This is a genomic window from Phyllobacterium sp. GQ127 (assembly GCF_059758635.1).
In genome coordinates this window covers 13,560-33,940 of record NZ_JCAXDZ010000002.1, presented here as the reverse complement: position 1 = coordinate 33,940, position 20,381 = coordinate 13,560, and the positions used below count along the sequence as shown (strand labels likewise).

Sequence of the window (20,381 nt, the reverse complement as noted above, 5' to 3'; positions counted from 1 at the left end):
TCAGCTTCCCGCAGCCGGTTGTGGACGTGATATGTCGAAACGATCGACGATCAACGGCATGCCATCATTGAATTTTTTGAAGTCGTCGATTTTGATCCGCGCTTCGGAATCCAATGAGGGTTTCATCTGCGCCGATAGAAGCAGCGTCGCGCCATTGACCTGATCGGGCAATATCTCAAACGCCAGTTGCACCTGTTTCGGCAATCCGGGCTCGAGCATGTAAGGCGGTTGTCCGGGCAACCAGCCAACGCGATTGCTTTGTGCAAATCTGAGGCCGGTAGGTCCTCGCCAGATGGCCGTTGAAACACCCGTACTTTTGGTTGTTGCAGCAAGCTCTACCAAGGCGACCGCCCAAAGACCGGAGGTCGTAAGCACCTTTTCTTTTCCGAACTGTGTATAAGTCAATTCGCGCGCAAAAATCACCTGATTGAGCGTTACGTCAAATTCCCGTGTGTGCACTCGATCATGCATCTTGCCATAGGCAGCAATCGGCCCTGTGAGTTCGCCATAACGCGGTTTCGTCACCCACATGCCGTACAGCAAGGCCACCGCCACAAGGATGACGGCAATATTCGCCAAGCGGCGCATCAGCCCTGCTCCCTTTGCAGCGGCAAGCGCACCGAACCCACAATGCTTTTGCTCCACCACCCCGGCGTTCCGGTCAAATTGTTGCGATGCTTGAATCCCCAAGCCTCAATTGCCAGTTCAACATCATTGCCCGCCACCACATCGCTGGGCATCAGCCAGACATAAACCATTTTCTCCGGCATTCCGGGTTGCAGATTTGGCGACATGGATTCATCGCGCGTAAGATAGACCATCGGTTGTTCGGTCTTTTCTGCAATATTGGCAGGCCATTGAAAGATTTTGTAATAGCCGCTATCGGACTCGATCGTGCGGTTCATCAATTCCACTTCAAGGATGATCGCCTTTTGCCCGTCCTTCGGTGTCGTGCTGTAAACTTTCTGGTCAGTTACCCGAATTGAAAGAGGCTTGATAAGCCACTTTCCCGCCTCCATGGATTGACCGGCTGTAATTTGCGGAAGCTGCGGCTTTTCAGCCGCTTCAAATGCTCCCAATACAAAGGCGAGCCCCAACGCCGCGAATGAACCAAGCCCTGCTGTCAGCCAGGCCGTAGCCTTGCTGCGAAACGTGACGAAATGGGACCACATCTATCTGCGTCTCTCCACAACCGTTCCGTAACCCAGAAAATGAGTCGCGCTGGACAGACCATGCAACAGCAAGGGGGTGTTTTTCAACCCTGCGGAGAAACCGTCCCGATAAGGCTACTTGTGTGCGACTTGCGGCAGATAGGCATTAACAAGACTTACAACTTGCGCATCGCGCTGTCTGGCAGTTTCGCCGCCCATCACGACAGCGACGAGCTGGCGGCCATTATCACTGATCGATGTGACGATATTGAAACCGGAGGCGCGAACATAGCCTGTCTTGATGCCATCTGCGCCGTTCAACTGGGCCAGAACACGGTTATGTCCACGGATGATTTTGCCGTCGAACATGAAATCCTGTGCTCCGAAGTAATGATATTGCTGCGGATAATGCTTACGCAAAGACAAGCCCAGCAAAGCCATATCTCGCGCAGTGGTAATCTGCTGCGCGTCGGGCAACCCGGAAGCGTTGTGAAAAATCGTGCCGCGCATACCAAGCTGTCGGCCTTTTGCGGTCATCTGGGCCGCAAATTGCTCTTCAGTTCCGCCCAGATACTCGGCTAAAGCCACGGCAACATCATTAGCGGATTTAACCACCAGCGCCTTGATTGCTGTATCCACATCAATCGTTCTGCCGGGTTTAAGACCAAGCTTGCTTGGTGCCTGCGAGGCCGCACGAGCCGAAATCGGTATCTGCGTATCCTTGCTGATCCGCCCCGATTGCAACGCCTCGAATGTCAGATAAAGCGTCATCATTTTGGTAAGCGATGCCGGTATGCGCGGCAGATCGGCACCCGCTTGATAAAGCACGGCACCCGTGCTGCCATCAACCACGATGGCAGCGGATTTTTCAGTCGTTGGGGCTGGCGTAATTGCCCCAACGGAATCGAGCGACGTTGCCGTCGTGCATCCACTTGCAACGCTTAAGGTCAGACCCAACACAGCTACGAATTTCACGACAGGATGCAAAAACATGGATACTCGCGGCATATTGTGGTTGGACCAGATGCGCCTTGTTAGCTGATTTCAGCGGCAACGCCAAGCGGTCGCATGAGCATCAGGCTGTCAGAACAACCTTGACGCTGCGCGACCTGTCCAGCGCCGTACGGAAGGCCTCTGGCGCGTCGGCGAGTTTGTATTCGCCTGTTACCAGCTTGAGGACATCAATCTTGTTTTCAACAATCAATTCCACAGCCTCGAAGAATTCATCGCCAAAGCGGAATGTGCCGATCAGATCGAGTTCCTTGGACATGACCGCATTGGCAGGCACGGGAATTGATCCACCGGCAAGATTGCCGATCTGAACAACTGTGCCACCGCGCCGCACCGTGCGAATGGCCGAGGCGAGACCTGCCGGCGTGCCGGAGATTTCAAAAGCAATGTCGAATGGTGTCGCCGCAGCAACTTCGGCCAATCTCTCCTCTCCGCCGGAGACATCGACGATCTGGTCTGCGCCCAGCTCTTCGGCAAACTTCAACGGTGCAGCCGCGATATCGACCATTGTCACGGATTCCGCCCCCGCATGTTTCAGTGCCAGCAATGTCAACAGTCCGATTGGTCCGGAGCCGAAAATGATCGTTGAAGTCCCTTTTACATGCCCTGCGCGCCGAACGGCATGCAGGCAGACCGCAAGGGGTTCAGCCAATGCAGCAGCCTGAAATGGCAGATCGTTCGGCACTTTGACGCATTGCGCAGCAACCGCGTCAAACACACTGGCGAAACCGCCCTGCATGTGAGGCGTCTTGGATGCAGAACCCATGAAATAGATATTTTCACACAGGTTCGGGCGTCCCTCATGGCAATAGGCACAGGTTCCGCACCAACGGGACGGGTTTACGGCAACCCTGTCGCCAACGGCAATACCAGTAACGTCGCGGCCGATTTCGATGATCTCACCGGCAACTTCATGGCCGAGAATGAGCGGCGAAGTGACCACGAAATCGCCCGTCTTTGCATGCCGGAAATAGTGCATGTCAGAGCCACATATCCCGCCGGCACCGAACTTGACCCGCGCCATATTGGGCGCAAGTTCTCCAAGTTCAATGTCAACGACGCGGAGATCTTCCGCTGCAAAAAGCGTGGCAGCGATACCTTTATTACTCATTTTATCAGGCCTAGTTGGGTTGGGAGCCAAAGTGTAATCGCCGGAATGAAGGTAATGGCGATCAGTGCGATGAAGAGCGGCACCAGCCAGGGCAGAATTGCCATGGTGGTTCGCTCCACGGAAAGCTTCGCGACGCGGGACAGTACAAACAGCACCATGCCCAGTGGCGGATGCAACAGACCGATCATGAGATTAAGCGTCATGATCAGTCCGAAATGAACCGGATCAATGCCGAAACCCAAGACCAGCGGCAAAAGGATCGGCACAAGAATTGTGATTGCCGCAATGGTATCGAGGAAGCAACCGACAAACAGCATCAGTATATTGACCAGTATCAGGAACACCCATTTGCTGTCGGTAATCGAGAGGATGGCTGCAGAAAGAAGCTGCGCCGCCTGACTGACCGTCAGGAGCCAAGCGAAAACCGAAGCGGCAGTGACAATAAACAGCACGGAAGCGGTGGTCTCGATTGTATCAAAGCTCGCTTTGGCGAGACTAGCCATTGTCATTGTACGATAGCGTACCAACCCAAGAAATAGTGACCAGAGAACTGCGGCAACTGCTGCCTCGGTTGGCGTGAACCAACCCATGGTCATGCCGCCAATAAGGATCACAGGTGTCATCAGTGCCATGACGGCGGAAAAGTCGAAATACCAGTCGGCAGCCAGCAGAACCACAAGTGCAATGCCGACCGAAGCATTTATAGACAAGCCGGTAAGCGTGAGCAGATAGATGAGGACTGGCACGCAGGCGACGACGACGATTTCCAGCGACGCTTCAAGCAGATTCTTGAGTTCGAATGGCGTGTCGGAACCCCAGCGCTTCACATAAGCGAAGATAGCAACCGTAATCATCATCAAGACGGTCATGACAATTCCCGGGACGATACCGGCCATAAACAGCGCGCCAATCGAAACATTGGCCATCATGCCATAGATCACAAAAGGCAGTGATGGCGGGAAAATAGGGCCAAGCGTTGCCGAAGCTGCCGTAACGCCAACCGCTGCTTCCACCGGATAGCCGTGATCCTTCATCGCCTTGATTTCGATTGTGCCGATACCGGCGGCATCGGCCAGTGCCGTTCCCGACATGCCGGAGAAGATTACCGAGCCAATAATATTGACTTGCGCCAGTCCGCCTTTCATCCATCCCACAAGCGAAACCGCAAAGGAATAGATGCGGCCTGTCACACCGGCCGAATTCATCAGATTGCCGGCGAGAATGAAAAACGGAACCGCAAGCAGCGGGAAGCTCTCAACCCCGGCAATCATGCGCTGGGCGACAATAATGTCGGGTGCAACGCCGAAAAACACGAGATAGAGCACAGACGCCACGGCCATCGAAATTGCGACCGGCACACCGACAATCATCAATAGTAGAAATGAACCAACAAGCAGCAACATTGATCAGCCCTCGACGCTCTGGAATTCTTCGGGACGTTCCAGAACGGAATAGCCACGGCGGATATTGGCAATAAAAACCTGAATGGAACGAAGCAGCATCAGGACGAAAGATAAGAGAACCCCATAAAAAACGATGTTGCGGGGCAGATCGATTGTCACCATCATTTCGTCGGCAACAATCTCGACATAGCGCCACATCAACCATACAGCGTAAACGAAGAAGCCGATGCGCACGAGATCGACAAAGGTCGCAAGGACACGCGCAACGGTGGCTGGCACATAGTGATAAAGCACATCGACCTGAATGTGGCGGGAGACGCGAACACACATGACGGATCCGAGAAATACGACGCCGATCAGGCAGTTGATCGCGATTTCCTCAGTCCAGGCATAGCTGTCATTGAGGACATAGCGTGTGAAAAACTGCAAGAAAACGCAGCCGGTCATCAGCCAGAAGACGACGAGCGTCAGCCAATCCTCTACGGCGTATTCGCGCAGGTTAATAACCGGCGCCGCATCCTCGAATGAATGGGCAATTTCTTCCGCTGTGATCTGTGTATGAACTTCCTTGGACATGGCTGTCTCCGTCCTCAGGGCAGAAAATGAGGCCGGGAGCCAAGGCTACCCGGCCAGACTGATAGGTTACTTGATGGCGCGAATGGCTTCCCAGTCGGACTTTTCGTAACCGAAGTCTTCGAACTTCACCTTCTCCAGAACGGTTTTTTCGAAGTCTGCCTTGTCGACATCGGTGACTGACAGGCCACGTTCCTTGAAACTCGCAACAAGTTCCTTTTCCTTGCCCGCAATGATCTTGGTGGTCTTTTCAGCCGCTTCCTGCATCACATCGCCGAAGATTTTCTTGTCTTCGTCGCTAAGGCTGGCCCAAAGCTGCTTGGAAATGACGGTATTCAGGTGATCGACAATATGGCCGGTCAAAATGATGTTCTTCTGAACTTCGAAGAACTTCTTGGCCTCAATCGTCGTCAGCGGATTTTCCTGAGCTTCGACAGTGCCGTTCTGCAATGCCAGATAGACTTCGGCAAAAGCGATTGGCGTTGTGTTGGCGCCGCAGGCACGCGGCATTGCCAGATAGGCTGGAACGTCCGGGACACGGATTTTCAACCCGGCCATATCCGAACACTTGGCGATGGGCCTGTTGGCGGTAGTGTGACGCGTGCCATAATAGCTGACCGATGCAATATGATTGCCGGTCTTTTCCTCATAGCCAGCGGCAAGCCGCTTGAAGACATCGCTTTTGGTATAGGCGATCAGATGGTCGGAATCGCGGAAGATATAGGGGAAATAGGTAACGCCGATCGGCTTGGAATCACGGGCAGCAAAGCTTGAACCCGAAATGATGATATCGACTGTACCGAGCTTCAATCCCTGGTTGATGTCAGCTTCCTTACCAAGCTGAGATGCAGGGAACACGTCGATCTTGTAACGGCCATTGGTGCGCTTGGCGATTTCTTCCGCCGCCCATACGGACTCCGTATGGAATGGTTCGGACGTCTCATAGACGTGCGCCCATTTCAGCGTGGTCTGCGCCTGTGCAACCACTGCCGAAATGGCAAGCGCCGCAGCAGCACCAAGAAGTGTAGCCAGTTTGAATTTCATTGTTATTTCCTCCCTTATTGAATTTAGTTCGCGTTATTTCTGTCGAGACATCTTTGCAGATTGGTCTCTTTCCGTTTCCAGCTCCTCGTCGAAACTTCTGGAAAATCTCAGCTGCGATTGATGCAGATGATATTGCATCGCAGATTTTGCACGAGCGGGATCACCACCTGCTATGGCATCGCGTACTGCACGGTGCTCCTCAAAAGCCTCCCGCCATGAAGCCGCACTCTCGAAATAACTGGCCAGCCTGGTGAAATAAGGCGTCATGCGCTGGTCGAATAACTCTCCGACAACGCGGTCGAGCGCGGAATTTTCCATGATGCCGGCAATGGTCGTGTGGAAGGTGCGATCGAGCGCAATCGACACCTGCGGGTTGTTGAATGTGCGCGCCATTTGCGTCAGCACATCGTCCATCGCTTCTATATGTTTCGTTGTCACTGTGCGGGCGGCTTCTTCGGCAATAGCGCACTCGATCAGCGCGCGTGCCCGCAATAGCTCGAACGGCCCTTCAAGCTCGTCAGGCTGAATCCGCAGGTGTTTCTCCCGCGGCGACCGCGCCACGTAAACACCTGATCCCATGCGAATATGGATGAGCCCCTCGACCTCGAGGGCAATTAAAGCCTCACGAATGGTGGGACGGGAAACGCCAAGTTCCTCCGCCAGTTCACGCTCACCGGGCAAACGCTCTCCGACACCAAGCTGACCATGTTCGATCTGGCTTCGTATCTGGTCTGCCACCTGCCGGTAAAGCCGGCGTGACTGAATGGCTGCGAACATTTAAACCTCCCCGCCCGGCTTCCCATTTCCGGCAACTGGTAAACTGGCCTTACCAATATATAACTGATACATTGATATATATGAGCGAGTCAACCGCTGGTTCGGATCGGTTTTAACAGGGCAGGTTTTCGCAACTTGTCTCACCTTGACAGGGCGCCCATGAGCATTGTTACATTTTGTATCAGAAAGTGATTGCCTCTAAACCGAACGAACGCGCTATGAGAAACCAATCGTTAAAAGAGATGCTTCGTCAAACCGGTGATAAATGCTGCCTGATACACGATCACTTCGGACATTTGCTTGCTTGAGTTTCGCCTTGGTTTTGGGCGCTTGCACCACGACTGATCCCAAGCTGCCCGAGGCTGCATCACTGCCAATTCCTGAACAATCTCCGCGTGTTGCTGCGGCCGAAGCACCCGCTAATTCCGATGTGGCCACGGACAGCAAGAGCACCGTCACCGTTGCCACAAGCACGAAAAGCGCCCCTGAATTCAAAGATAACGGTACGCCGCTCGACAGTTTGATTTCAAAATATTCGGTTGCCTACGAAGTGCCTGAATCGCTCGTTCGCCGCATTGTGCATCGGGAAAGCCGCGGTAATCCACAGGCTCGCAACGGTCCCTATTGGGGTCTGATGCAGATGTTGCCCGCGACAGCACGCGGCATGGGTCACACCGGCTCTGCGCAAGATTTGCTGGATGCAGAAACAAATCTCAAATTTGGCGTGAAGTATCTTGCTGGCGCCTACAAGGTTGCCGATAACAATCCTGATCAGGCCGTGCGGCTTTACGCTCGCGGCTATTATTATCAGGCCAAGAAAAAGGGCCTTCTGGAAGAGACCGGCCTGAAACCGTCAAGCACGCCTGTTGCACCCGCGACGATGACGGCGATGGCTCCCGCTGAAACACCGGCTGCCATGCCGGCGCAACTCGCTTATTCAGAAGAACCCGCTGTGGCGTTTCCGGCAGCGATCCCGTTGCCGATGCAACGGCCTGACATTGCTTCGGCAGCCTCCACCAGTGGAGCAACCACAGGCTTGAGCAACGCGACACCAGCCAGCACCGCCGCTCCACTCTGAAATCAAAACTGCACCGGTGCTGCTAGGCCGCCCACCAGCGATGGAAGTGGTGGACCGGCCCACGCCCGCTGCCGACTTTGAGCATTTCGCCAGCCGCCATGGCAGCCGTCAGATAGTCCTTGGCTTCACTAACGGCACCATGCAGAGCCATTCCTTTTGCCAGGCCAGCGGCAATGGCAGACGCCAGTGTGCATCCAGTACCATGATCATTGACTGTCTTGATACGCGGCGTCGAAAATCGCTCCATTCCGGACCCATCAAGCAGGATATCGGTGCTCATATCCCCCTTGGCATGTCCGCCCTTTATGAGTACGGCTGAGGGACCAAGTTCGAGCAGCTTTTCCGCCTGCCGCACCATCTGGGCTTCATCTTCAGCAATCGGCATATTTGTTAGCAAGGACGCCTCCGGCAAATTGGGAGTCAGCAGCAGCGCGCGCGGCAAGAGAAGCTGGCGCAGAGCGTCGATTGCGGCCGGCTCCAGCAAAGGGTCACCCGCAGTTGCAACCATGACAGGGTCGAACACCGCTTTGCGCTGCCAGCGATCAAGCCCCTGCGCAATTGTCTCTATGGTTGATACTGTCGAGACCATGCCAATCTTGATTGCATTCACCTCAAGGTCGGAAAGAACCGCGTCCATCTGAGCCCGGATGATATCGGGCGAAAGATTCTCAATGGCCGTAACACCATGGGTGTTCTGCGCAGTGATTGCGGTGAGCACACTCGCTCCATAAACACCGAGCGCCGAGAAGGTTTTCAAATCGGCCTGGATTCCTGCCCCGCCGCCGCTGTCAGACCCGGCAATAGTCAGCGCTATTGCGGTCATGCTGGCTCTCTTACCTGCAATGCCTCATCCACCGCCGACCGCAATGCGTGCGCCGCTCCTTGCGGATCGTCCTGACGGAAGATCGCAGAAATGACCGCTACACCATCAGCACCCGCTTCAATGGCAAGCGGCGTGCGCTCCAGCCCAATACCGGCGATAGCGCCTATAGGCAAATGCGGTTTTGCCTTGCGTATGATGGCAGCCAGGCGCTTGAACCCGTCAAAGCCGATCGGTTGCAGGTTTTCCTTAGTGGGTGTTTCAAACAGTCCGCCAATACAGGCATAGTCAATATCGCCATCAATCGCTGCTTGCGCGTCCGGCTCATTCTTGACGGTCAGTCCGATAATCGCATTTGGCCCGAGCAGATGTCGGACATCGGCAACCGCCATGTCTTCGCGCCCCACATGGACACCCTCAACGCCAGCGGCAAGCGCAACATCAATCCGGTCATTGACGAGCAGCGGAACGCCTGTCGCCTTGATCGCGGCGTGTATCTGCCGTGCACGATCAATCATGTCACGCGTTGCGGAGTTTTTGTCACGATACTGGATAATTGTTGCACCACCACGCGCCGCAGCCAGAGCCAGAGCCCCCAAATCCTTATCAGGGCCAATAGCATCAAAATCGACAATGGCATTCAGGCGGTAATCTACTTTTGGCACGTCACGGACTCCATTTTCAAAACTGGAGACCCGGATATGTGCGAAGAAAGACGAACCAGCGCGATAATTGCTCAATTCCCGTTCCTACGCCGGTATGATCCGGATCAGGTTCAAGGGTCTTGGCTCAGCGCCATCTCAGCATCGTACGATGCCCCCCTCGGAATGAAATCATGATGAGACGGCGCATCATGGAAGTCAATGCGCCGGTGTTATTTGGCTTAACGCGTCAGGCGGACATATTCCCCGTCAACGGCCTTGCATGCGGCCTTGATCTTGTAAAAGAAGTCCTGCTTATCCCAACCGCCTCCATCTTCCCATCCGTGAAAATGCCATTGCTGATCGCAGTCCAGCAACTCCTCAAGCGTTGCGCCATCTTCTAGTTGCTTAAGCGTGTCCGCTGTGTCCCCTACAAAAAGATACTTTGATTGCGCGGGGTCGTTCGTTGTGAACTTCAGATCATAGTTTTTATATTCGCTATTCGTTGTCGGGCTGCATGTAACATACCTGCTACTGGTATTGGAATCATATCTACCGATATTGCAGGGCTTCTTTTTGACCTCCATGCGAAGAAAGAACTCTTTGTATTCACCGAGCAAGATCTTGCCGTCAGCCGGGTCTATTATCGTTTTTCCAGTGCCTCGACCATCTTCAGCGGAGAGGTCAGATGCTTCATATATTACCGTTCCCAGCACGACCTCTTTTGTCGTCCCAGGACGAATGACAATCACAGAAACTTTCTTAGCCCAATGTCCATACGCTGCTCCGATCTGGATTTCAGCGCTTGACGGTTTCAATGGTGCCAATGCTTCCGCAAGCACACCTATAGCTACTTTTTCCTTGGCTAGGACCTTCATGAAAAGCGTATTTGTTTCGCCCGCGAGCGATACAATCACGCGTTGATTGCTCGTATCAAAGCCGACCTGCATTTTATCCATCTCGGCGCCGAGATGAGCACGCAGATAGGCGCGTGCACTTGCTTCGGCAGCAGCCTTGTTTTCACCCGTAAAGACGGAGGCTCCGGCCAATGCCGCGGAATCTGCAATGCCCTGCAATCGTGAGCGATCGCCGCTTGCGCGGGTATAATCCACGGCAAGCCCGGTCATTCCCACCATAGGTACGAGCAACAATGCAAATGTGACGGCTGTCGCGCCACTACGGTCTTTCAGAAAGTTTCTTATTTTTTTCATGGCCCACTCCAGTCGCTGGGCAGACCATTGATTCAGCCATGTGAATGACGGCTTATGAAATTCATTCAGATTTTCACCATTCTGCATTCAGGCAGTAAAGAGCGCCTGAATGTTCAGCAATGGTAAAAATCCGGTGAACCTTACAGCTCTATATGGATGCTTCCGGCCGGACAAAGCCCTCGCTCGCCAAAAGAAGATTGCGCGTGTAATCTTCCTTGACTGCATGGCGGGCAAGGTCTGTCGCCGACAGGCGTTCCACCTCTGCGCCATTCTGCATCACCATCAGCCGGTCGCACATATGGGTGACCACCGCCAGATCATGGCTGACCATCAGGAAGGTCAGCTTTCTATCCCGCCTTATCTGCTCCAGCAGGTTGAGAACTTCCGCTTGTACCGAAGCATCAAGGGCTGATGTCGGTTCATCAAGAAGCAGGATTGAAGGCTCCAGGATCAATGCACGGGCAATGGCGACACGCTGGCGTTGACCGCCGGAAAGCTGATGCGAATAGCGAAAGCGAAAGCTTGAACCAAGGCCCACTTCATCAAGCGCGCGCAGGATACGTTTTTCGATATCGGCAAAGCCATGCACGACCAATGGTTCCAGCAACAGGCGATCCACGGTCTGGCGCGGATGCAGCGAGCCATAGGGGTCCTGAAACACCATTTGCACTTCACGGTAAAATGCTTTTGTACGCGACGAACCAAGCGTCTTGCCATTGACTGTGATCGCGCCGCCGGTAACAGGTGCAAGTCCCGCGACGGCTCGCAGCAAGGTTGACTTTCCCGAGCCGCTCTCGCCCACCAGACCAAAAGACTCGCCCTGCTGGACATCAAGACTGACGCCGCGCAATGCGCGAAAACGATCATACTTCACTTCAAGATTTTCGACGCTGAGAGCCGCCACTTGCAGATTGTTCATGCGGCCCACTCCGGCTTGCGGTCAAGGACCGGCAGCGGATGCCGGTCGGTGCCGATCTGCGGCATGCAATTCATCAACCCGCGTGTATAGGGATGTTTTGCGTTCTTAAGGTCTGCAGCGGCGATTTCTTCGACGATCCGTCCTGCATACATGACGATAACGCGGTCGCAAAAGGAGGAGACCAGCCGCAAATCATGGGAGATGAAGATCAAACCCATGCCGCGATCCCGCACCAGATTGTCGAGGATTCGCAGCACATCCAGCTGCACCGTCACATCAAGCGCGGAAGTCGGTTCATCCGCGATCAGCAGCTCCGGTCCGGTCACCAGCATCATCGCGATCATGGCGCGTTGTCCCATGCCGCCGGAAACTTCATGCGGATGCAGATTAAAGACCCGTTCCGGATCACGTATCTGCACAGCAGCAAGCATGTCGAGCGCGCGCTTGCGCGCCTCGGCTTTGCTCACCTTTTCATGGGTACGCAGCGTTTCAACAATCTGCCTGCCGATGCTCATCACAGGATTGAGCGAATATTTCGGGTCCTGGAGGATCATGGCGATGCGGTTTCCACGCAGGCTTCGCCGCTCCTTTGCCGAAATATCCAGAAGATCCATTCCGTCAAAATTCAACGTATCGGCAGTGATCTTTGCGTGATGTGGCGTCAGCCCCATGATTGCGCGCCCGGTCTGGGATTTTCCTGAACCGGACTCGCCAACAATGCCGAGCCTTTCGCGACCAAGCGCGAACGAAACGCCGCGCACAGCATCCACGACGCCCGTGCGGGTCGGAAATTGCACGCGAAGATCCTTGACTGTCAGCAAGGCGCTCATTGGTTGTTCCCCCTTGGATCGAGCGCATCGCGCAAGCCATCGCCAAGAAGATTAAAGCCCAGACTGACGATGAGAATTGCAAAACCCGGTGCGGCCGCCACCCACCATTGATCCATGATGAACCGGCGACCGGATGCGATCATCGCACCCCATTCAGGCAATGGCGGCTGTGCGCCCAGACCAAGGAAACCAAGGCCTGCGGCGACCAGGATAATTCCGGCCATGTCGAGTGTCACACGGACGATCAGAGATGAAAGGCAAAGCGGCATGATGTGGCGCAGGACGATACGCATGGGTGATGCACCCATGAGCTGCACGGCGGCAATATAGTCGGAATTGCGCACGGTCAGCGTTTCAGCTCTGGCAATGCGTGCATAGGGCGGCCACGAGGTGACTGCTATGGCAATGACGGCATTCTCAATGCCAGGTCCCAGCGCCGCCACCAAAGCGAGAGCCAGAATGAGCTTTGGAAATGCCAGGAAGATATCGGTGAGCCGCATAAGAATTGCGTCTACCCAGCCTCCGGCATAACCGGCAATGGTGCCGACAAGCAACCCAATCGGCGCGGCGATGATAGCCACGAGGACAACTACATAGAGCGTCAGACGCGAACCATAGATAAGGCGCGAAAGAATATCGCGGCCCTGATCGTCTGTGCCGAGCCAATAATCGCCACCGGGCGGCAAAAGCCGTGCATTGCGCAGATCGCCTGCAACCGGTGAATGCGGCGCAAGCAGAGGAGCGAATAGCGCCACCAGCACCAGCGCAAAAATGATGCCAAGCCCGATCACGGCGAGCCTGTTGCTGGCAAAACGGCTCCAGATCAAATAAGCGCGGCCAAGCCGGGCCTGCATACGCGATTGCGGCCGGTCGCTCATCAGCCATTCACGGCGGGAAATTGGTTTTGCGATCTCGCTCATCGTGCGCGTGTCCGTGGGTCAAGTAGCCGATACAGAAGATCGGAAAGAAGGTTGATGGCGATGAACACGGCACCAATGATAATCGTGCCGCCGAGCACCGCATTCATGTCGGCATTTTGCAGCGAATTGGTGATGTAGCTGCCAAGGCCTGGCCAGGAAAAGATCGTTTCGGTCAACACTGACCCCTCAAGCAGATTGGCAAAGGAGAGCACAATCACAGTCAGCAACGGCACTGCCGCATTGCGCAGGGCATGAGCCCAGATGATACGGGTTTCGGACAGGCCCTTGGCGCGCGCCGCAACAATATATTCCTGCTCAAGCTCGTTCAGCATGAAAGAACGCGTCATCCGGCTGATATATGCCAGCGAAAAATAACCCAGCACTGAGGCGGGCAGGATGATGAAGCTGAAAATATTGCGGAAGACTTCCCAATTATTCTGCAAAATCGCATCGAGAAGATAAAGGCCGGTAATCGGCGTAAACGTGTACTCGTAGACAACGTCGATACGTCCTGGTCCCGATACCCAGCCAAGCTTGGCGTAAAACAGCACGAGACCGAGCAGCCCCAGCCAGAACACCGGCACTGAATAGCCGATAAGTCCGATAACTCTGACAATCTGGTCGAGGATCGTGCCCCGCTTGACGGCAGCAAGCACTCCAAGCGGAACACCAATAAACGCGCCAATAAGCGTGCCCAGTGTTGCCAATTCGAAGGTAGCGGGAAAGACGCGGATAATATCGGTCATAACCGGATTGCTGGTCAGAACGGAATTGCCGAACTCACCTTGCAGGACACCCTTAAGATAAAGGAAAAACTGCTGGTAGAGCGGCAGATTCAGTCCGAGCTCTTCACGCACACGCGCCACGACGTGGGCAGGCGCGCGATCGCCTACAATGGCCAGCGCGGGATCGATCGGGATGACACGGCCAATGAAAAACGTGACGGCCAGAAGACCAAGAAATGTGATGGCGCCAATGAGCAGAAACCTGCCCACGGCCCAAGCGAAGTTTGAAGCCCAGGCGCCTGAGCGCCTGGCCTCCAATTGCATGTCAGATGTGCTCACCGGTACGGATTCCGGATTACTTCGTTACATTGAAAACGTAGTTGGTATCAAATGATGGACCAAGCTTGAAGTTCTTGATGTTCGCACGCAGTCCTGCCACTTCCGTCTGCTGGAAGATGATGATGAAGGGGCTGGTTTCAAGCACTTTCTTCTGCAGGTCCTGATACATTGCCGCGCGCTTGGCATTATCACGCTCAAGCAGGGCTGCCTTGGTTTCCTTGGTCAGCTCCGGCACATCCCAGGCATTGCGCCATGCGAGTGTCTTGTTGGTGCCGGTATCGGCATTGTCCGTATTGCTGGTGAAGGTCTCGGCGTTGGAATTCGGATCCCAATAATCCACGCCCCACTGACCAATATAGGAATCATGCGTACGGGCACGATATTTGGTCAGGGTCTGCTTACCGTCGCCCGGGATGATCTCCATTTTTACACCTGCCTGTGCGAGGGTTTGCTGGACTGATTCAGCGATACCCGTCACCGGCTGGTTGTTACGCACATCCATGGTGAAGGAGAAGCCATCCTTCAGCCCGGCTTTCTCGAGCAGTTCCTTGGCCTTAGCCACATCCAGCTTGAACGGCTTTTCATCCAGCTCGCCCAGAATGTTCTTTGGCAGGAAGGTCTGGTGGATATCACCGGCACCCTTGATCAGCTGTTCGCCGATGGCATCATAATCGACCAGATATTTAAACGCCTGCCGGACTTCCGGCTTGGCCAGGTTTTCATTTTTCTGGTTGAGGCTGATATAATAAATTGTTCCCTTCGGCGCACTGACCGTGGTGATGTCCTTGTTCTTGGTAACCTGCTCCATATCATTTGGTTCAAGATTACGGGCGACATCAACATCGCCTTTTTCAAGCAGAAGGCGCTGCGCCGCGCTTTCCTTGACGTGCCGATAAATAACACGGGCGAGCGGAGCCTTGGTGCCATAGTAATTGTCATTACGCTCCAGAACGATAATCTCGTTGGCGCGCCAATCGCGAATTTTCATCGGCCCGGAACCCGCATAATTCGTCTTCATCCAGGCATTGCCGAAATCATCATTGACGATGTGCTCGGAGATCAATTTCTTGTCTACAACCGAAGCAACGGTCGATGTCAGGCAATTCAAGACGAAGCTTGGTGCATAAGGCTGATCGACAGTGAAAACAAAAGTGGACGGATCAGCCGCTTTTGCCTTTTCGGTCACATTGTCCTTGTTCAGGCCAAACTGCGTCAGAATGAATGCCGGGCTCAGATCGAGCTTGACTGCACGCTCAAAGGAATAGGCAACATCTTCAGCGGTAAGCGGGTTGCCGGAAGCAAATTGCAGATTGGGCTTGAGTTTGAATGTATAGGTCAGGCCATCATCGGAAACCGTCCAGCTTTCGGCGACATCTGCAACGATCTTCGATGGATCATTGATGTCGAGCCGTACAAGCTTGTCATAGGTGTTACCGTTGATCTCGCCCATGGTCAGCTCAAAAGCTTCACCCGGATCAAGCGTGATGACGTCATCAATCGCCCATGCCTCGACCAGCGTATCGGCGGGCGTTTCGGCGAAGGCCGGCATGCCCGACAACATTACGGCGGAGATGGCCGCGCTACCGAGCATCATGCGGAACTTTGGGTTCATCTTGGTCATCAACATTGTTCTGGTTCCCTGTTTAGAGCTATTGGCCGGAATCTCTTGAGCTTGTTCCGAACCTTTGTTTATTTTTATTGTTCATGCCAGGCTGAGCCAAGCACGCGCAGCCAGTTTTTACGACAGATTTTTGCAAGATCATCCTCACCATAGCCAGCCTCGCGCAATGCTTCGACCAGTTTCTGATTGCCGCTTGCATCAGCAATTTCGCCGGGGATTTTAGCACCATCGAAATCAGAACCAAGTGCCACACAATCAATACCCATGCGATTGACCATATAGTCAATATGACGAACCATATCCGTCAGCGGTGTGTCGGCATTTTCGCGGGCGTCGGGACGCAACATGGCCACGGCGTAATTCAAGCCGACAAGCCCCTTGCTTTCGCGGATTGCATCAAACTGCTTGTCGGTAACATTGCGCGCGACAGGCGTCAGTGCGTGCACATTGGAATGGCTGGCAACCAGGGGTTGGTCGCTGAGACGTGCCACGTCCCAAAAACCCTTTTCAGTTATATGCGCGAGATCAATCAGAATGCCGAGGCGGTTGCATGCCTTGACCAATTCTTCGCCTGCCCCTGTCAGACCGGGACCCGTATCGGGGTCCATCGGATAGGCAAACGGGACGCCATGCGCGAATATGTTGTTCCGGCTCCAGACCGGACCCAGCGAACGTAAGCCAGCTGCATAAAACACATCAAGTGCCGTCAGATCAGCACCAATCGCCTCGCAGCCTTCCATGTGAAGAACTGCCGCAAATTGATCCTGATCGATGCATTCGTTGATTTCCGCTGTACTGCGACAGAGTTTCCATCCGCCTGCCTGCTGCAACCGGAGGGCTATAGAAGCCATTTCCAACGCAATATCGAGCGATGGAGCGCGTTCAAGCGGCGCTGCAAGCGGTGTCGAATAATGGCCATTGGCATCCGGAGCCTTGAATGCCAAATCACCGGACGGAACGTAGATGGCGCAAAGCCCGCCAACCAGACCGCCTTTCAGTGCACGCTTCTTGTCTATATGGCCTAAACTTGTTCCTTCGATGAATTCCTGAACCGGATCCGTTCCGCTTTTCGAATGTTTCCACAACCGGTAGAGCACGTCGTTGTGACCATCGAAGACTGGCTGCATTTCAATTTCCGTTCAGATTTATCAAAAGCCTTGCACCGGCGGATAATCATTTCGTCGAATATCCCAGCACCAATTCTGCCAAAAGATCACGCCCGCAATGAACATTCAAGGGAGTTGTTAGACAAAAGTATAAATAGAAGGCTGCCGGACAATTTGCCCACACATTGTGCACTTACTCAACGTGGCTAGGAGCGCAGCCAAGATGCAGCAAGGCGATAATCTTTTGATTACCGCCTTGATATTGATCGGAATGTTTGGGGTGATAAGCGATGCTGTGTTTGTTAAACGTCCAGATTTGCTACGCTGAGCGCATTGTCCTGAATGAACTCACGACGCGGCTCGACATCATCGCCCATCAGACGTGAGAACAGGCTGTCAGCGTCGGTCGCATCGTTCACCTTCACCTGCAGCAGCGAACGTGCGTTTGGATCAAGCGTGGTTTCCCAAAGCTGATCAGCATTCATTTCGCCCAGACCCTTATAGCGTTGCAGCGAAAGCCCCTTGCGGCCGGCGGCGAATACCGCTTCGAGCAATGAGATCGGGCCGGCAATCATATCGGTTTTTTCCTTGCGGCGCAGAACAGGCGGCTTGGAATAAATCTCATGCAGACGGGCGGAATAACGATCCAGCTGGCGCGCGTCAGCCGAGCCAATCAGCGCCATATCCAACGTTACGGTCTCTTTGACGCCGCGCAATGAGCGCTCAAAAATATAGCCGTCAATACCATCATCAGGCGTTGCAAGACGGCCGCTCCAGCCCTTTTCCGTTTCTTCGGCAATAAGGTCGAGACGCCCTGCAACTTCTGTCACCAGCGCTTGAGCGCGTGCCGTATCGGAAATGGCTTCGGGGTTCAGAGCACCGGCAATTGTTGCCTGCTCGACAACCGCCCGGTCATAGCGTGTATTCAGGCCCTGCAGCAGATGGCGAACAGCCATCGCATCATTGATCACCGCACGCAGATCGGAACCAGCGCGAACTTCGCCGCTGTCCAGCTCCATCGAAGCTTCTTCCAAACCGGATTCAATCAGGAATTCTTCGTAGGCGACTTCGTTCTTGAGATATTGCGAGGATTTGCCGCGCGAGACCTTATAAAGCGGTGGCTGTGCAATATAGATATGGCCACGCTCGATCAATTCCGGCATCTGGCGGAAGAAGAAGGTCAACAGCAATGTACGAATATGAGCACCATCGACGTCAGCGTCGGTCATGATGATGATCTTGTGGTAACGCAGCTTGTCCGGGTTAAACTCATCCTTGCCAATGCTCGTGCCCAGCGCTAGGATCAGCGTGCCGATTTGGTCGGATGAAAGCATCCGGTCGAGCTTCACGCGCTCCACATTCAAAATTTTACCACGAAGTGGCAAAATGGCCTGGTTTTGACGCGAGCGTCCGCCCTTGGCAGAACCACCGGCGCTATCACCCTCGACGATGAAGATTTCCGACTTGGCCGGATCTTTTTCCTGACAATCGGCAAGTTTGCCCGGCAGTGAGCTGATGCTGAGCGAGTTCTTGCGGGTGATGTCGCGCGCCTTGCGCGCGGCTTCGCGGGCCGAGGCTGCCTGAATAACCTTGTCGACCAGCACCTTGCCTTCAGTCGGGTGCTCTTCAAGCCAGGTCGACAATGCCTCATTGACCAGACTTTCCACGACAGCACGCACTTCCGAAGAAACGAGCTTGTCCTTGGTCTGCGACGAGAATTTCGGGTCCGGCACTTTTACCGAAAGCACGGCTGTAAGGCCCTCGCGGCAATCATCGCCCGTCAGTGTTACCTTGGCTTTCTTGGCCTGACCGGTGCTTTCCGCATAGCCGGTCATCTGACGCGTCAGCGCGCCACGGAAACCGGCAAGATGCGTTCCGCCATCGCGCTGCGGAATATTGTTGGTAAAGCACAGGACATTCTCGTGATAGCTGTCATTCCACCACATGGCGACTTCAACAGTCGTATCATCCCGCTCGCCGCGAATATAAATCGGCTCGCCGACCAGCTCCTTCTTGGAGCGGTCGAGATATTTCACATAGGCAGTCAGTCCGCCCTCGTAAAACAGCTCCAGATCGACCGGATCGGCATGGCGGCGGTCAGATAGAAGAATACGCACACCGGAATTCAGGAAGGCCAGTTCGCGCAGGCGATGTTCCAATGTCTTGAAATCGAATTCAACCATGGTGAAGGTTTCGGTCGAAGGCAGGAACGATACTTCCGTTCCTGTGAGGCCTTCAGAATCGCCGGTCACAACCAGCGGACTATCCGCCACACCATGCGTGAAGCTCATCTCATGAATCTTGCCCTGACGGCGAATCTTCAACTTCAGCCAGACAGACAGCGCATTGACAACCGAAACACCAACGCCGTGCAAACCGCCGGAGACCTTGTAGGAGTTTTGGTCAAACTTACCGCCCGCATGCAACTGGGTCATAATGACTTCGGCAGCGGAAACGCCTTCCGAGTGCATGTCGGTGGGGATACCGCGGCCATTGTCGGTGACAGTGCAGGAACCATCGGGATTGAGCGTCACTGTAACGCGGGTCGCATGACCGGCAAGCGCCTCGTCAATAGCGTTGTCCACGACTTCGTAAACCATGTGGTGAAGGCCGGAACCGTCGTCCGTGTCACCGATATACATTCCGGGGCGCTTGCGAACTGCATCCAACCCCTTGAGAACCTTGATGGACTCCGCGCCATATTCCGGCGAGGTTTCGGTTGTCATCTCGGGTGTTTCACTCATGTAAATTCAATCTTTTCTAAAGGCAGGAACAGTGCATCTGTCCTTATAGCATATCTTGGGCGAATCATGCCCAACCTATGCTTAGATATAGTGATTTCTGTTGGTTTTTCCAATTCATGCCGCATGGCTGTCCACGGATGATCGTTAATCTGCGCCAGCACTATGGATAATCTGTGTCCTAGCTGGGTAATTTTGACATTCATGCTCCATCCGCCCGCAGGCTCCTATGCAAATGTCAAATGCGTAAACTCCACTAGAAATATATACTTACCTTTGGTTTTGTTGATTTTGAGCTTGGCTACTGACGGGACCGAACGGACGGGTCGTGGAAACACGACCACCAGCGCTTTGAAAAAG

At 54.2% G+C, this 20,381-nt stretch carries 20 protein-coding genes and 1 riboswitch; of the genes, 1 reads left to right on the top strand and 19 read right to left on the bottom strand.

The features are described 5' to 3' along the window. From AC6CHM_RS08385 to AC6CHM_RS08350, 8 genes are all read right to left on the bottom strand, one after another. On the bottom strand, positions 1–588 hold the full coding sequence (locus AC6CHM_RS08385) for a hypothetical protein (RefSeq protein ID WP_115051483.1): 588 nt from the start codon (positions 586–588) through the stop codon (positions 1–3). Continuing rightward, entirely contained in the window at positions 588–1,172 is a 585-nt protein-coding gene (locus AC6CHM_RS08380) for a hypothetical protein (RefSeq protein WP_336440715.1), read from the bottom strand. Before AC6CHM_RS08380 ends, AC6CHM_RS08385 begins: the two co-directional genes overlap by 1 nt. 114 nt (positions 1,173–1,286) lie before the next feature. Beyond that, positions 1,287–2,144: a D-alanyl-D-alanine carboxypeptidase family protein gene (locus AC6CHM_RS08375; RefSeq protein WP_336440716.1), complete on the bottom strand. Its 858-nt coding sequence runs from the start codon at positions 2,142–2,144 to the stop codon at positions 1,287–1,289. Positions 2,145–2,226: 82 nt separating this feature from the next. Next, the gene (locus AC6CHM_RS08370) at positions 2,227–3,273 is read right to left on the bottom strand and encodes an L-idonate 5-dehydrogenase (protein ID WP_307282251.1); all 1,047 of its coding nucleotides are present in this window, start codon (positions 3,271–3,273) and stop codon (positions 2,227–2,229) included. Beyond that, positions 3,270–4,676, bottom strand: a complete 1,407-nt coding sequence (locus tag AC6CHM_RS08365; protein ID WP_498172701.1) for a TRAP transporter large permease — start codon at positions 4,674–4,676, stop codon at positions 3,270–3,272. The genes AC6CHM_RS08370 and AC6CHM_RS08365 overlap by 4 nt, the downstream gene beginning before the upstream one ends. 3 nt (positions 4,677–4,679) lie before the next feature. Beyond that, entirely contained in the window at positions 4,680–5,252 is a 573-nt protein-coding gene (locus AC6CHM_RS08360; RefSeq protein WP_498172700.1) for a TRAP transporter small permease, read from the bottom strand. Between the two features lie 66 nt (positions 5,253–5,318). Continuing rightward, positions 5,319–6,293: a sialic acid TRAP transporter substrate-binding protein SiaP gene (locus AC6CHM_RS08355; RefSeq protein WP_498172699.1), complete on the bottom strand. Its 975-nt coding sequence runs from the start codon at positions 6,291–6,293 to the stop codon at positions 5,319–5,321. Between the two features lie 33 nt (positions 6,294–6,326). After that, positions 6,327–7,070 (bottom strand): FadR/GntR family transcriptional regulator, encoded by a 744-nt coding sequence (locus tag AC6CHM_RS08350; protein ID WP_336440720.1) that lies wholly within the window; start codon positions 7,068–7,070, stop codon positions 6,327–6,329. 304 nt (positions 7,071–7,374) lie between these two features. On the opposite strand from AC6CHM_RS08350, the gene AC6CHM_RS08345 reads away from it, so the two are divergent. Continuing rightward, entirely contained in the window at positions 7,375–8,148 is a 774-nt protein-coding gene (locus tag AC6CHM_RS08345) for a transglycosylase SLT domain-containing protein (protein WP_370878774.1), read from the top strand. A 22-nt stretch (positions 8,149–8,170) separates the two neighbouring features. Here AC6CHM_RS08345 and thiD read toward each other — a convergent pair whose 3' ends face one another. The 11 genes from thiD to AC6CHM_RS08290 all read right to left on the bottom strand — a co-directional run bounded on the left by thiD (position 8,171) and on the right by AC6CHM_RS08290 (position 20,227). Beyond that, positions 8,171–8,971: a bifunctional hydroxymethylpyrimidine kinase/phosphomethylpyrimidine kinase gene (gene thiD / locus AC6CHM_RS08340; protein WP_337353981.1), complete on the bottom strand. Its 801-nt coding sequence runs from the start codon at positions 8,969–8,971 to the stop codon at positions 8,171–8,173. Further along, entirely contained in the window at positions 8,968–9,633 is a 666-nt protein-coding gene (gene thiE / locus AC6CHM_RS08335) for a thiamine phosphate synthase (RefSeq protein ID WP_498173288.1), read from the bottom strand. The genes thiD and thiE overlap by 4 nt, the downstream gene beginning before the upstream one ends. Before the next feature lie 64 nt (positions 9,634–9,697). Continuing rightward, positions 9,698–9,801: riboswitch (TPP riboswitch) on the bottom strand. Positions 9,802–9,851: 50 nt separating this feature from the next. Beyond that, positions 9,852–10,820, bottom strand: a complete 969-nt coding sequence (locus AC6CHM_RS08330; RefSeq protein ID WP_498172697.1) for a TadE/TadG family type IV pilus assembly protein — start codon at positions 10,818–10,820, stop codon at positions 9,852–9,854. 148 nt (positions 10,821–10,968) lie between these two features. Further along, the gene (locus AC6CHM_RS08325) at positions 10,969–11,739 is read right to left on the bottom strand and encodes an ABC transporter ATP-binding protein (RefSeq protein ID WP_307282238.1); all 771 of its coding nucleotides are present in this window, start codon (positions 11,737–11,739) and stop codon (positions 10,969–10,971) included. Further along, positions 11,736–12,569: an ABC transporter ATP-binding protein gene (locus tag AC6CHM_RS08320; protein ID WP_498172695.1), complete on the bottom strand. Its 834-nt coding sequence runs from the start codon at positions 12,567–12,569 to the stop codon at positions 11,736–11,738. The genes AC6CHM_RS08325 and AC6CHM_RS08320 overlap by 4 nt, the downstream gene beginning before the upstream one ends. Further along, positions 12,566–13,489, bottom strand: a complete 924-nt coding sequence (gene nikC, locus AC6CHM_RS08315; RefSeq protein WP_115051496.1) for a nickel transporter permease — start codon at positions 13,487–13,489, stop codon at positions 12,566–12,568. The genes AC6CHM_RS08320 and nikC overlap by 4 nt, the downstream gene beginning before the upstream one ends. Continuing rightward, positions 13,486–14,538, bottom strand: coding sequence for an ABC transporter permease (locus AC6CHM_RS08310; RefSeq protein ID WP_115051497.1), 1,053 nt, complete (start codon positions 14,536–14,538; stop codon positions 13,486–13,488). The genes nikC and AC6CHM_RS08310 overlap by 4 nt, the downstream gene beginning before the upstream one ends. Positions 14,539–14,569: 31 nt before the next feature. Continuing rightward, positions 14,570–16,177, bottom strand: coding sequence for an ABC transporter substrate-binding protein (locus tag AC6CHM_RS08305; RefSeq protein WP_115051627.1), 1,608 nt, complete (start codon positions 16,175–16,177; stop codon positions 14,570–14,572). Between the two features lie 71 nt (positions 16,178–16,248). Further along, on the bottom strand, positions 16,249–17,301 hold the full coding sequence (locus AC6CHM_RS08300; protein WP_307282232.1) for a dipeptidase: 1,053 nt from the start codon (positions 17,299–17,301) through the stop codon (positions 16,249–16,251). Between the two features lie 281 nt (positions 17,302–17,582). Next, positions 17,583–20,024, bottom strand: a complete 2,442-nt coding sequence (gene gyrB / locus AC6CHM_RS08295) for a DNA topoisomerase (ATP-hydrolyzing) subunit B (protein ID WP_115051499.1) — start codon at positions 20,022–20,024, stop codon at positions 17,583–17,585. Then, the gene (locus AC6CHM_RS08290; RefSeq protein ID WP_115051500.1) at positions 20,021–20,227 is read right to left on the bottom strand and encodes a hypothetical protein; all 207 of its coding nucleotides are present in this window, start codon (positions 20,225–20,227) and stop codon (positions 20,021–20,023) included. Before AC6CHM_RS08290 ends, gyrB begins: the two co-directional genes overlap by 4 nt. Between the last annotated feature and the right edge of the window lie 154 nt (positions 20,228–20,381).

Excerpts from the sequence above, each read along its gene's own strand:
- AC6CHM_RS08385 (WP_115051483.1), bottom strand. The coding sequence starts at position 588 with ATGCGCCGCTTGGCGAATATTGCCGTCATCCTTGTGGCGGTGGCCTTG.
- AC6CHM_RS08380 (WP_336440715.1), bottom strand. The coding sequence starts at position 1,172 with ATGTGGTCCCATTTCGTCACGTTTCGCAGCAAGGCTACGGCCTGGCTG.
- AC6CHM_RS08375 (WP_336440716.1), bottom strand. The coding sequence starts at position 2,144 with ATGTTTTTGCATCCTGTCGTGAAATTCGTAGCTGTGTTGGGTCTGACC.
- AC6CHM_RS08370 (WP_307282251.1), bottom strand. The coding sequence starts at position 3,273 with ATGAGTAATAAAGGTATCGCTGCCACGCTTTTTGCAGCGGAAGATCTC.
- AC6CHM_RS08365 (WP_498172701.1), bottom strand. The coding sequence starts at position 4,676 with ATGTTGCTGCTTGTTGGTTCATTTCTACTATTGATGATTGTCGGTGTG.
- AC6CHM_RS08360 (WP_498172700.1), bottom strand. The coding sequence starts at position 5,252 with ATGTCCAAGGAAGTTCATACACAGATCACAGCGGAAGAAATTGCCCAT.
- AC6CHM_RS08355 (WP_498172699.1), bottom strand. The coding sequence starts at position 6,293 with ATGAAATTCAAACTGGCTACACTTCTTGGTGCTGCTGCGGCGCTTGCC.
- AC6CHM_RS08350 (WP_336440720.1), bottom strand. The coding sequence starts at position 7,070 with ATGTTCGCAGCCATTCAGTCACGCCGGCTTTACCGGCAGGTGGCAGAC.
- thiD (WP_337353981.1), bottom strand. The coding sequence starts at position 8,971 with ATGACCGCAATAGCGCTGACTATTGCCGGGTCTGACAGCGGCGGCGGG.
- AC6CHM_RS08330 (WP_498172697.1), bottom strand. The coding sequence starts at position 10,820 with ATGAAAAAAATAAGAAACTTTCTGAAAGACCGTAGTGGCGCGACAGCC.
- AC6CHM_RS08325 (WP_307282238.1), bottom strand. The coding sequence starts at position 11,739 with ATGAACAATCTGCAAGTGGCGGCTCTCAGCGTCGAAAATCTTGAAGTG.
- AC6CHM_RS08320 (WP_498172695.1), bottom strand. The coding sequence starts at position 12,569 with ATGAGCGCCTTGCTGACAGTCAAGGATCTTCGCGTGCAATTTCCGACC.
- nikC (WP_115051496.1), bottom strand. The coding sequence starts at position 13,489 with ATGAGCGAGATCGCAAAACCAATTTCCCGCCGTGAATGGCTGATGAGC.
- AC6CHM_RS08310 (WP_115051497.1), bottom strand. The coding sequence starts at position 14,538 with ATGCAATTGGAGGCCAGGCGCTCAGGCGCCTGGGCTTCAAACTTCGCT.
- AC6CHM_RS08300 (WP_307282232.1), bottom strand. The coding sequence starts at position 17,301 with ATGCAGCCAGTCTTCGATGGTCACAACGACGTGCTCTACCGGTTGTGG.
- gyrB (WP_115051499.1), bottom strand. The coding sequence starts at position 20,024 with ATGAGTGAAACACCCGAGATGACAACCGAAACCTCGCCGGAATATGGC.
- AC6CHM_RS08290 (WP_115051500.1), bottom strand. The coding sequence starts at position 20,227 with ATGAATGTCAAAATTACCCAGCTAGGACACAGATTATCCATAGTGCTG.